Source organism: Roseicella aerolata (assembly GCF_020523605.1).
GTDB lineage: Bacteria > Pseudomonadota > Alphaproteobacteria > Acetobacterales > Acetobacteraceae > Paracraurococcus > Paracraurococcus aerolatus.
This window is the reverse complement of sequence record NZ_JAJAQI010000030.1, coordinates 59,532-70,605: the sequence shown is the minus strand read 5'-3', so window position 1 is coordinate 70,605 and position 11,074 is coordinate 59,532. Positions and strand designations below refer to the sequence as shown.

Genomic DNA, 11,074 nt, shown 5'->3' with positions numbered 1-11,074 from the left:
ACCAAGCCGGGCAGCACGAACTCGTTCATGCGTTGAACCTCCCAAATTCCGGGAGATTTTAGGGTGGTAGCCGCGGCTACGCGCGGGGCCGTGAGGTGTGACTGCTACCGAATACCGGAAATATCCGGCGGTCGCGGAGGGCCCCCTGAACTGCAGCCTTCCCTCATGCCGCTCGGGCAGCTCGCGGCCGGTCTCGTCCACGATCCGGATCTCGTGCCCTGGGATCGGCTGGCCGCAGGCGACGAGTTCCAGGGCATGCGGCGTGCCGGGCGGCACCGGCTGCGCGATTCCCCGCAGCTGCAGCGCATCGCGGTTGATCAGGTCGATCAGCGGGCCGCGCCCGGCGGGCGGGAAGGCCAGCGCCACCGCGCTCTCCGCCAGGCCGTAGACCGGCGCCATGGCCTCCGGCCGGAAGCCATGGGCCGCGAAGCGCTGCGCGAAGCGGGCGATGGTGGCGGGGCTCACCGGCTCGGCGCCATTGGCCAGGCGGCGCAGGGAGGAAAGGTCGAGTCCCTCGATATCCCGGTCGCGCACGGATTTCAGGCAGAGCTCATAGGCGAAATTGGGCGCGGCCGAGATGGTCCCGCGATGGCGGTGGATCGCCCAGAGCCAGCGTGCCGGATCGGCCAGGAAGGCGAGCGGCGGCATGATCGCCGCCGGCGCGCCGTAGTAGAGGCTGCCGAGCCAGCAGCCGATCAGCCCCATGTCGTGGTAGAGCGGCAGCCAGCTCACCACGACATCGGCCGAGGACGCTTCCAGCGCCTGCCCCATGCTGCGGATATTGGCGAGCAGGTTGGCATGTGAGAGCACGACGCCTTTCGGGTCGCCGGTGCTGCCGGAGGTGTACTGGATCAGTGCCGTCGTGTCGGGCGTGGCGGGAAGCGGCTCGGCGAGCGGCAGGGCCTCGCCGAGCTCCGCGACGGTCGCCACCTTGCGGAGCGAGGAAACCAGCCCACCGAGCATCCGGCCGACGGTGTCGACCTGCTCGTTGGTGATCAGGAAGCTCGCCTCGGCATTGCGGAGGATGCCCGACTGGCGGCGGAGATGCTCCTCGATCTGGCGGGGCCGGGCGGGCGGGTAGATCGGCACCGGGATGGCGCCGGCCTGCAGCACGCCGAGGAAGGCCGGGAAGAAGCCCGGCTCGGTCGGCAGCATCAGGCCGACGCGCTCGCCGGGCCTGAGATCCCGCTTGATCAGGCCGGCGGCGATGCGGCGCGCCGCCTGGTCGAGCGCACCATAGGTGACCGGCTCCTCCTGCCCGTCACCGCGCCAGAGCCGGAGGTGCACGCGCTCTTCCCGCTGGCCGACATGCGCCGCCAGCACCTCGATGAGCGTCGTCGCCCGCACCGGCTCCGGCACCGGCGGCAGCCCCGGCAGGGGGGGCGCCTTCCCCCGGGCCTGCGCCACATCCGCCGGCCGCGCCGCGCGCAGGGCCGCCAGCAGATCGCCCGGCGTATGCGCCTCGCCCAGCAGGCTTTCCGGCAGGCGCACGCCGAAGCGGCGGCCGAGCCGAAGCAGGAGTTCCGCCCGCCCGAGGCTGTCGAGCCCGAGATCGCGGTCGAGGTCGCTGTCGAGCGACACCACCAGCCTTCCCGCAAGGCGAGGCTGCAACTCCAGCGCCAGGGCATGGAGCATGGCGAGGAGTTCGGCCGTCAGCGCATCCGCCGCCGCGGCGCTCCGCGTGTCGCTCCCGGGTGCCGTTGCCACCGGCGCAGCCCTGCCTGCCCGTGCCATGCGCGCGCCCCCTGTCCGTGCGGCAAGGCCTGCCGCAGTTGCGCCGACATTGGCAGCCGAAAGCCGCGCTCCCGCTCTTCACGATCTGCCGCGGCAGAGCGTTTCGCCGGCCAGGCACGCGCGGGCATGGCAGGCTGCGGGCGAGGGGGAGGCGCCCATGGCACGGCACCCATCCGTGGCGGCGGAGCCCGCCGATGAGATTTCCGCCGCCCAGGCGGGAACGCTGCCCGGGCTGTTCCGCGCCCGGGTCGCACGCAGCCCCGACGCGGCGGCCTATACGGAATTCGACAGCGGCAGCGGCCAGTGGCGCGCGCAGCGCTGGCGCGACATCCAGGCCCGGATGGCGCGCTGGCGCGCCGGCCTGGAACGGGAAGGGCTGCAGCCCGGCGACCGCGTCGCCATCCTGCTGCGGAACTGCGTCGAATGGGTCTGCTTCGACCAGGCGGCGCTCGCGGCGGGCCTGGTCGTGGTGCCGCTCTACACCACGGACAGCACGGAGGGCCTGCTCCATGGGCTGGCCGATTCCGGTGCCCGGCTGCTGCTGCTGGAGGGCGAGGCGCAATGGCGCCCGATTGCCGCGCGGCGGGCGGCGATCCCCGCGCTGCGCACCATCCTCTGCCTGCGCGGCGGCAGGGCGGCGGACCTGGTGGCCGTCGCGGACTGGCTGCCCGCGCAGGGCAGCGACGCGCCCGACCAGGCCGGGGATCCCGACGGCCTTGCCACCCTCATCTACACCTCCGGCACCACGGGCGCGCCGAAGGGAGTGATGCTGTCGCACCGCGGCATCCTGTTCGTCGCCGAGGCCGTGCTCGAACGCAATCCGGGCCTTCGGGACGACGTCTTCCTCTCCTATCTTCCGCTCGCCCACAGCTTCGAGCGCGTGGTCGGCTACTATCTGCCGATCATGTCCGGCGGCCAGGTGGTCTATGCCCGCTCGATCGAGCAACTCGCCGAGGACCTCCTGACCGCACGGCCGACGGTGCTGCTGGGCGTGCCGCGGATCTATGAACGGCTCTACGCCGCCATCCGGGCGAAGGCGGCGCGGAGCCGGCTGGCGGCGGCGCTGCTCGGCCGGGCCGAGGCGCTGGGCCAGGACCGCTTCGCGGCGGCGCAGGGCCGGGGGCCGCGGCCCGGCCCCTGGGCGCGGCTGCAATGGGCGGTGCTGCGGCGCCTGGTTTCGGCGCGGCTGCTCGGCCGGCTCGGCGGCCGGCTGCGGATGGCCGTCAGCGGCGGGGCGCCGATGCCGGCGCAGGTGGCCCGCGCCCTCACCGCGCTCGGCCTGCCCCTCGTCGAGGGCTATGGGCTGACCGAGGCCTCCTCGGCCGTGACGGGCGACAGCGCGGCGCATCCGACCCCCGGCACGGTCGGCCCGCCATTGCGGGGCATCGAGGTTTCGCTCGGCCGCGACGACGAATTGCTGGTCCGCGGGCCGGGCCTCATGCTCGGCTACTGGAACCAGCCGGAGCGGACGCGGGCGGCCATCGATCCCGACGGCTGGCTGCACACCGGCGATATCGGCGTCATCCGCCAGGACGGGCGGATCCTGATCCGCGGCCGGTTGAAGGACATCCTCGTCACCTCGACGGGAGAGAAGGTTCCGGCGACGGATCTCGAAACCGCCATCGGCCTTGATCCGCTGGTCGAGCAGGTGGTGGTGCTGGGCGAGGGGAAGCCCTTCCTGGTCGCGCTGCTCGTGCTTCGCAGTGCAGCCTGGATGGACCTCGCGCGCCGGCTCGGGCTCCCGGCCGATGAGCCGGCCTCGCTGCGGGCCGGCGCGGCAGTGGCCGCCGTGCTCGGGCGGGTGGCGGCGGCGCTCAGGCCATTCCCCGATCATGCGCAGGTGCGGGCGGTCAGCCTCTCGCTGCAGCCCTGGACGATCGCCGAGGGGTTGCTGACGCCGACGCTCAAGCCGCGGCGCCCGCGGCTCGAGGCCCGTTTCGCGGCGGAGATCGCCGCGCTGTACCAGGGCCATCCCGGTTTCGAGGGCGGGGGTGCAGGCGGCAGGCCGCCGGGCCCGGAGCAGAATGCGCAAAGGCCTGGGCACCCCGGAGCGTGACCCTGCCCTGCGGCGAATGACCAGCCCCGCATCGGCGTTCGGGCCTGAATGCCAGACCGATCCCGGCATGGGGTGATCGGCGTGCCTGACGCGACCGGCCCCGCCCGGGACCACCCTGCACGCAAGGTGAGGCATGGCGGCCGGCCGGGGTGCCGATACTGGTGCCGATACCGGGGCCGGCCGATCGGATCCCGGCCGGCCGCGATCGCCAGGGCAGGCGCCGCGCCGGGGAATAAACCGCCGCGGCCCGGCGTCTCATGGCCGAGGAAACGGACCAGACAATTGCCAGCCGGGATATCCGTGCGAGAGGACGCGAGCCAGATGGACCGCGATGCGCGCATCGAGGCGACGATCCCTGCGCTTCGGCGCTTCGCCTTCTCGCTCCTGCGCGACAGGCACGCGGCGGACGATCTGGTCCAGGACTCCCTGGAGAGGGCACTCGGCAGTTGGCACCTCCGCAGGGCCGAAGGCGATCTGAAGGCATGGCTGTTCACGATTCTGTACAACACCCATATCGATGGGCGCCGCCGGGAGGCACGCCGGGCCCGGCTGCTCGGCGAGATCGCCGGCCTGGCAGAACAGGCGACGCCCCAGGATGCGCCGGACCACGCCGTGCAATTCACCGAGGTGCTGCGGCATCTCGACGCGCTGCCGGAGGAGCAGCGGGCGATCCTGCTGCTCGTCGGCGTGGAGGGGCTCGGCTACGAGGAGACGGCGCGCGTCCTCGGCGTGCCGGTCGGCACCGTGATGTCGCGGCTCAGCCGCGGCCGCGAACGGCTCCGCCGGCTGACCGAGGAGGGCGGCGATACTCCCGCGGCCGGCGCCCGGCTGCGCGTGGTGGGGTAGGGGACGGCCGATGACCGACCTCCGCGACCAGCCCCCGATCGGCGAGGACGACCTGCACGCCTATGTGGATGAGCGGCTGGATGCCGCGCGCCTCGCCATGGTGCGCGCCTGGCTGGAGCAGCATCCGGAGGCGGCGGCGCGGGTGCGGGCCTTCACCGCGCAGCGGGATGCGCTGCGCGCCGCCCTCGCGCCCAGGGCGGCCGAGCCGATCCCGGCGCGCCTGCGCGTCGCGCATGTCCGGGCCGGGCTGCGCGCCCGGCGGCTGCGGCAGTGGCGGATGGCGGCGGCGGCGGTGCTGCTGCTGCTGACCGGCGCCGGTGCCGGCTGGCTGGCACATGGCAACCTGGCTTCGGGCGGCGTGCCGGGCGCGCCGCCCCCCATGGCGGAGGCGGCGGAGGCGCACCGGATCTTCGCCGCCGGCGCGCGCCAGCCCAGCCAGGCCGTCGCCTCCGCGGCGGAGGACCTGGCGACCTGGCTGGCCGGGCAACTCGACGAGCCGGTGGTGGTGCCGGACCTGCTGGCGGCCGGCTTCCGGCCGCGCGATGCGCATCTGCTGCCGACGGCGGAGGGCCCCGCGGTGCAGGTGACCTATGAGCGCATCGGCAGTGACACGCGGCTCTCCTTTTACATGCGTCCGGTGCCGGACCGGCCGGCCGACAAGCTGCGCTGCACCGACCATCCGGGCGGGCGCGTGACCTATTACTGGTTCGACGGCCGCCGCGGCTACGCCGTGACCGCCACGCTGCCGCGCAGCGAACTGCGTGGCATCGCCTTCCTGGCCGAACGCGAGGTGCGCGCCGGGCCGAAACCCCCGCCGGCGGAGCAACTCATCGCCCGTGCCGAGACGCCGCGGGTCTGCATCGGCTGAGCCGGAGGCGGAAACCATCCAAGCAAGAACAGGGAGGAAGCCGGGTTGAAGACGAGGATCGGACGGCCGGAGCGGGGCCTGCAGGAACTCTACCGCGCGGATCCGGAGCGCGCGGATGCGCTGGTCTGGGGCCGCCGCGGCGCGCTCAAGGGCGGCGCGCTGGCCGCCATGGGCGCCGCACTCGGCACCGCGATCCCCTTCGCGGGGCGGATGCCCGCGGGGCTGGTGCCGGCCGCGCTGGCGCAAGCCACGCCGGCCGGCGGCGACGGGCCGAAATTGCTGCGCATGGAGGGCAAGGCGCCGCTCATCATCCTGGGCGAGCGGCCGCTGGTCGCCGAGACGCCCGAGCACCTGCTGGATGACGAGGTGACGCCGGCCGACAAATTCTTCATCCGCATGAACGGCCAGATCCCGGAGCCCTTCCCGGGCGACCCGAAGGCCTGGAAGCTGCGGATCGACGGCGAGGTGAACGCGCCGCTCGAACTCACCCTCGGCGAGATGGAGCAGCGCTTCCCGCTGGTGACGCGGCGGCTGCAAATGGAATGCGGCGGCAATGGCCGCGCCGCCTTCAGCCCGGAGACGCGCGGCAACCAGTGGGGCAACGGCGCCATCTCCTGCGCCGAATGGACCGGCGTGCGGCTGCGCGACCTGCTGCAGGCCGCCGGCATGAAGGAGGGCGCGAAGCATACCGGGCATTTCGGCGCCGACCCGCATCTCTCGGGCGACCCGAACCGGCAGGCCATCAGCCGCGGCATGCGCATCGAGAAGGCACTGGAGGAGGACACGCTGGTCGCGCTGCGGATGAACGGCCAGCCGATCCCGCACCTCCATGGCGCGCCGGTGCGGCTGCTGGTGCCGGGCTGGCCCGGCTCGCTCAGCCAGAAATGGCTGACCCGCATCACGGTGCTGGACAGGCCGCATACCGGCGCGGGAATGGGCGGCACCTCCTACCGCATGCCGGTGCGGCCGATCGTCCCGGGCAGCCGGAACGACGGCCGGGACTTCGCGGACATGGAATCCATGCCGGTTCGCTCCATCCTCACCAATGTCGCGCATGGCACGCGGCTGCCCGCCGGCACGCGCAGCCTGGATGTGCGCGGCTTCGCCTGGGCGGGCGACCAGACCGTGCGGGCCGTGCATGTCTCCACCGATTACGGCGCCACCTGGCAGGAGGCGCTGGTGGCGGCGCCCGCCAACCGCCATGCCTGGCAGCGCTGGACGGCGAGCCTCGCCCTGCCCGCGGACGGCTACTACGAGGTCTGGTACCGCGCGACCGACAGCGAGGGGCGGATGCAGCCGCATGCCGCCGGCAACTGGAACCCGCAGGGCTACGGCGCCAACCCGCTGAGCCGCATCGCGGTGCTGGTCGGCTGATGCGCGGCCGCGCGCTCCTGCCCAGCCTGCTGCTGGCGCTCGGCCTGGCCGAGGCGCCGGAGGCGCGGGCGCAGGCAACGGCCGCCGACATCACCCAGACGGCGGAGACGCCGGAGGCGCTGCCGCCCGGGGAGGCGCGGGAGGAGGTCTTCTACACCTGCACCGCCTGCCACGGCACCGCGATCATCCGCCGCTCCCGCCTCAGCCGCCAGCAATGGGACGACCTGATGGACTGGATGACGGAAAAGCACGGGATGAACCCGCTGGAGGGCGAGCAGCGGCGGCAGATCGTGGATTATCTCGCGGCGCAGTTCCCGGCCTCCGCCGCCGGCCGGCGGCGGGCCGGCAACCCCTTCCTGACGGATTGAGGCGCATGCGCGATCCGCGGCCCGGCCTGCCCCCATCCCCCGCGCGCCGCCGGCACGGCGTACTGCTCGCCGTGGCGCTGCTGCTCGCCACCGGCGCGGCACCGGCGGCGACGCTTCTGCCCTATGAGGTCGTGGAGGATGCGATCCCCCGCCCCCTCACCGACAAGCCGGGCGATCCGCAGCGCGGCCGGGCGATCGCCCTCGACCGCTCGAAGGGCAATTGCGTCACCTGCCACGAGATGCCGCTGCGGGCCGACTTCCAGGGCAATCTCGGCCCGCCGCTCGCGGGCGTCGGCGGGCGGTACAACGCGGGTGAGCTGCGGCTGCGCCTCGTCGACAGCAAGCGGATCAACCCCGAGAGCAACATGCCCGCCTATTACAAGGTGGAGGGGCTGCGCGACGTGCGCCGCGAATTCGCCGGCAAGCCCATCCTGGAGGCGCAGGAGGTCGAGGATGTCCTTGCCTTCCTGCTGACCCTGAAATGACGCAAACGATCGGAGGAGCGAGGATGACGAGCATGGGGATGCGGCGCCGCCACCTGCTGGCCGCCGCCGCCGGCATGGCGGTGGTCACCACCCTGCCGCGCGCCGCGGGGGCGCAGATGCAGGCCGCGACGGCCGAGGCGGTGCGCAAGGCGACCGGCGGCAAGGAGCCGCAGGAGGGCCGCGTGACGCTTCGGCTGCCGCCGATCGCGGAGAACGGCAACACCGTGCCGATCACCGTCACGGTGGACAGCCCGATGACCGCGGCGGACCACGTCAAGACCGTCTGGATCTTCGCCGACAAGAACCCGACGCCGGATGTCGCCACCTTCCACTTCACCCCGGCGCTCGGCCGCGCCCAGGCGGATACCCGCATGCGGCTCGGCCAGACCCAGGACGTGATCGCGGTCGCGCAGATGAGCGATGGCAGCTTCTACATGGCCCGCACCGAGGTGAAGGTCACCATCGGCGGCTGCGGCGGCTGAGAGAGGAGACAGGAGCATGGCAGCCCCCATCGGACAGCCCCGCGTGCGCCTGCCGGCCAGCGCCAAGGCCGGCGAGATCATCGAGATCCGCACCCTGATCTCCCATGTCATGGAGACGGGGAACCGGCGCGACCAGGAAGGCAAGACCATCCCGCGCGACATCATCAAGCGCTTCGTCGCCAAATTCGACGGGCAGGAAGTCTTCGCCATGGACCTGGCGACGGCGATCTCGGCCAATCCCTACATCGCCTTCCCCTTCAAGGTGGAGAAGGCGGGCAGCTTCGAATTCACCTGGACCAACGACGCCGGCGAGGAGCGCAAGTCGACCGCCGAGCTGAAACTGGCCTGACGCCATGCGCGCGCGCCATCTCGCGGGGCTGGCCGGCGGCGGGGTGGCGCTGCTCGGCCTGGCCGTCGCCGCCCTGGCCCAGGGCGGCGGGGAGCCTCAGCGGGCCATCCCCGACCCGCAATCCGGCCGCCACTTCGCCACGCCGGAGACGCTGGAGATCCAGGACGACGATTTCCAGAACCCCGCCTTCCTCTGGGTGGAGGAAGGGGAGCGGGCCTGGAGCCATGCGGAGGGCTCGGCCGGCAAGTCCTGCGCCTCCTGCCATGGCGACGCGGCGGAGAGCATGAAGGGCGTGCGCGCCCGCTACCCGGCCTTCGACGCGAAGAAGGGCCGCGTCGTCACGCTGGAGCAGCGGGTGAACATTTGCCGCGAGGAGAATATGGGCGCCCCGCCGCTGCGGATCGACAGCCGCCCGCTGAACGCCATGACCACCTATCTCGGCCTGCAGTCGCGCGGCATGCCGGTGCAGGTGGACATCTCCGGCCCGGCGCGGCCCTTCTTCGACAAGGGCGAGGACTTCTACAACACGCGGCGCGGCCAGCTCGATATGCGCTGCGGCAGTTGCCACGAGGATAATTTCGGCCGGCACCTCCGCGCCGACCTGCTTAGCCAGGGGATGAGCAACGGCTTCCCCACCTACCGGCTGAAGGAACAGCGGGTGATCAGCCTGCAGTACCGGTTGCAGGGCTGCGTCAACGATGTGCGCGGGCAGGCGCCGCCGATGGGCGGGGAGGAGTTTACCAACCTCGAATTCTACCTCGCCTGGCGCGCCCAGGGCCTGCCGGTGGAGACGCCCGCCGTCCGCCGCTGAGCGGCGCGCGGGCCGGGGAGGAACGCAAGGCATGATCACCCGCCGCGACCTGATGGCCGCCACCGCCGCCCTGGCCGCGGCCGGCGCCGCCCATGCCCAGGACCGGCCGAGCCAGGAGGCGCTGCTGCGCTTCGCGCCGCTCGGCCAGGTGACGCTGGTGCATGTGACCGACCTGCATGCGCAACTGGTCCCGATGCATTTCCGCGAGGCGACGCTGAATGTCGGCGTGGGCGAGGCGCGCGGGCAGGTGCCGCACCTGACCGGGGAGGCGCTGCTGGCGCAGTACCGCATCGCCGCCGGCACGCCCATGGCGCATGCGCTGACCAACCTGGATTTCGAGCGGCTGGCCCGCGCCTATGGCCCGATGGGCGGGCTCGACCGCATCGTCACCCTCATCAAGGCGATCCGGGCGGAACGGCCGGGCAACACCATCGTCCTCGATGGCGGCGACACGCTGCAGGGAAGCTGGACCAGCCTGCAGAGCCGGGGCGCCGACATGGTGGAGGCGCTGCGCGCACTGACCGCCGAGGCCACCACCGGCCATTGGGAGTTCACCTATGGCGCCGAGCGGGTGAAGGAGCTGGTGGCCGCCATGCCCTGCCCCTTCCTGGCCGGCAACGTCCAGGACAATGAATGGAACGAGGATGTCTTCGAGCACACGAAGACCTTCGAGCGCGGCGGGGTGAAGGTGGCGGTGATCGGCCAGGCCTTCCCCTACACGCCCATCGCCAACCCGCGCTGGCTGATCCCCGACTGGTCCTTCGGGATCAAGGAGGAGGCGCTGGCGAAGCGCGTGCAGGCGGCGCGGGAGGAGGGGGCGCAGCTCGTCGTGCTGCTCTCCCACAACGGCTTCGACGTGGACCGCAAGCTCGCCGCCCGCGTGCCGGGCATCGACGTCATCCTGACCGGCCACACCCATGACGCGCTGCCGGAGCCGCTGAAGGTCGGCGACACCCTGCTGGTCGCCAGCGGCTGCCACGGCAAATTCATCTCCCGCCTCGATCTGCGGGTGGAGGGCGGCCGCGTCGCGGAGTTCCGCCATGCCCTGATCCCGGTCTTCGCCGGGAGCATCCGGCCGGATGCCGAGACCGCGGCGCTGGTCCGGAAGCTGCGCGCGCCGCATGCCGCCGAGCTCGCCCGCGTGGTCGGCCGGACGGAGAGCCTGCTGACCCGCCGCGGCAACCTGAACGGCACCATGGACGACATGATCTGCGCCGCGCTGATGCGCCAGCGGGATGCGGAGGTCGCGCTCTCCCCCGGCTTCCGCTGGGGCTACAGCCTGCTGCCGGGCAGCGACATCACCGCCGAGGATGTCTGGGCCCATACCGCCATCACCTACCCGGCGGCCTACCGCATGACGATGAAGGGGGAGCAGATCAAGCTCATCCTGGAGGATGTCGCCGACAACCTGTTCAACCCCGACCCCTACTACCAGCAGGGCGGCGACATGGTGCGCGTCGGCGGCCTCGGCTGGACGCTCGACGTCGCGGCGCCGGCGGGGCAGCGGGTGCAGGATCTGACCCTGCTGCGCACCGGCCAGCCCCTCGAGGCCGCGCGGGAGTACAGCGTCGCCGGCTGGGCCTCGGTGAACGAGGGGACCGAGGGCCCGCCGATCTGGGAGGTGGTGATGCGCCACCTCTCCGAAGGGCCGGTGCGTGTCGAGCCGAACCGGCACCTCCGGCTCAAGGGGGCATGAGGCGC

Annotated in this window: 11 protein-coding genes; 10 read left to right on the top strand and 1 reads right to left on the bottom strand. The window is 72.6% G+C overall.

Going from position 1 to position 11,074, the window contains the following annotated elements; all coding sequences use genetic code 11:
- On the bottom strand, positions 1-1,707 hold a 1,707-nt coding region (locus LHA35_RS18605), incomplete at its 3' end, for an AMP-binding protein (RefSeq protein ID WP_226610813.1).
- A 184-nt stretch (positions 1,708-1,891) separates the two neighbouring features.
- Between LHA35_RS18605 and LHA35_RS18600 the strand changes: the two genes are divergently transcribed.
- From LHA35_RS18600 to soxB, 10 genes are all read left to right on the top strand, one after another.
- Entirely contained in the window at positions 1,892-3,790 is a 1,899-nt protein-coding gene (locus LHA35_RS18600; protein ID WP_226610811.1) for an AMP-dependent synthetase/ligase, read from the top strand.
- A 321-nt stretch (positions 3,791-4,111) separates the two neighbouring features.
- Positions 4,112-4,636, top strand: a complete 525-nt coding sequence (locus LHA35_RS18595; RefSeq protein ID WP_226610809.1) for a sigma-70 family RNA polymerase sigma factor — start codon at positions 4,112-4,114, stop codon at positions 4,634-4,636.
- Positions 4,637-4,646: 10 nt separating this feature from the next.
- Positions 4,647-5,504 (top strand): anti-sigma factor family protein, encoded by an 858-nt coding sequence (locus LHA35_RS18590; protein ID WP_226610807.1) that lies wholly within the window; start codon positions 4,647-4,649, stop codon positions 5,502-5,504.
- A gap of 45 nt (positions 5,505-5,549) precedes the next feature.
- Complete coding sequence (locus LHA35_RS18585; RefSeq protein ID WP_226610805.1) at positions 5,550-6,878, top strand: sulfite oxidase; 1,329 nt, start codon at positions 5,550-5,552, stop codon at positions 6,876-6,878.
- Positions 6,878-7,246 (top strand): hypothetical protein, encoded by a 369-nt coding sequence (locus LHA35_RS18580; protein ID WP_226610803.1) that lies wholly within the window; start codon positions 6,878-6,880, stop codon positions 7,244-7,246. The genes LHA35_RS18585 and LHA35_RS18580 overlap by 1 nt, the downstream gene beginning before the upstream one ends.
- A 5-nt stretch (positions 7,247-7,251) precedes the next feature.
- A complete protein-coding gene (gene soxX, locus LHA35_RS18575) occupies positions 7,252-7,731 on the top strand; it encodes a sulfur oxidation c-type cytochrome SoxX (protein WP_226610801.1) in 480 nt (159 codons plus the stop codon).
- A 23-nt stretch (positions 7,732-7,754) separates the two neighbouring features.
- A complete protein-coding gene (soxY, locus tag LHA35_RS18570) occupies positions 7,755-8,213 on the top strand; it encodes a thiosulfate oxidation carrier protein SoxY (RefSeq protein WP_226610800.1) in 459 nt (152 codons plus the stop codon).
- 16 nt (positions 8,214-8,229) lie between these two features.
- Entirely contained in the window at positions 8,230-8,562 is a 333-nt protein-coding gene (gene soxZ / locus LHA35_RS18565) for a thiosulfate oxidation carrier complex protein SoxZ (RefSeq protein ID WP_226610798.1), read from the top strand.
- A 4-nt stretch (positions 8,563-8,566) separates the two neighbouring features.
- Positions 8,567-9,373, top strand: a complete 807-nt coding sequence (soxA, locus tag LHA35_RS18560) for a sulfur oxidation c-type cytochrome SoxA (protein ID WP_226610796.1) — start codon at positions 8,567-8,569, stop codon at positions 9,371-9,373.
- Positions 9,374-9,404: 31 nt separating this feature from the next.
- On the top strand, positions 9,405-11,069 hold the full coding sequence (soxB, locus tag LHA35_RS18555; RefSeq protein ID WP_226610795.1) for a thiosulfohydrolase SoxB: 1,665 nt from the start codon (positions 9,405-9,407) through the stop codon (positions 11,067-11,069).
- The last annotated feature ends 5 nt before the right edge of the window (positions 11,070-11,074 follow it).

Bases quoted from the DNA above. Each gene is read 5' to 3' on its own strand.
- soxY (WP_226610800.1), top strand. From the start codon at position 7,755: ATGACGAGCATGGGGATGCGGCGCCGCCACCTGCTGGCCGCCGCCGCC.
- soxZ (WP_226610798.1), top strand. From the start codon at position 8,230: ATGGCAGCCCCCATCGGACAGCCCCGCGTGCGCCTGCCGGCCAGCGCC.
- LHA35_RS18580 (WP_226610803.1), top strand. From the start codon at position 6,878: ATGCGCGGCCGCGCGCTCCTGCCCAGCCTGCTGCTGGCGCTCGGCCTG.
- soxB (WP_226610795.1), top strand. From the start codon at position 9,405: ATGATCACCCGCCGCGACCTGATGGCCGCCACCGCCGCCCTGGCCGCG.
- soxA (WP_226610796.1), top strand. From the start codon at position 8,567: ATGCGCGCGCGCCATCTCGCGGGGCTGGCCGGCGGCGGGGTGGCGCTG.
- LHA35_RS18595 (WP_226610809.1), top strand. From the start codon at position 4,112: ATGGACCGCGATGCGCGCATCGAGGCGACGATCCCTGCGCTTCGGCGC.
- LHA35_RS18600 (WP_226610811.1), top strand. From the start codon at position 1,892: ATGGCACGGCACCCATCCGTGGCGGCGGAGCCCGCCGATGAGATTTCC.
- LHA35_RS18590 (WP_226610807.1), top strand. From the start codon at position 4,647: ATGACCGACCTCCGCGACCAGCCCCCGATCGGCGAGGACGACCTGCAC.
- soxX (WP_226610801.1), top strand. From the start codon at position 7,252: ATGCGCGATCCGCGGCCCGGCCTGCCCCCATCCCCCGCGCGCCGCCGG.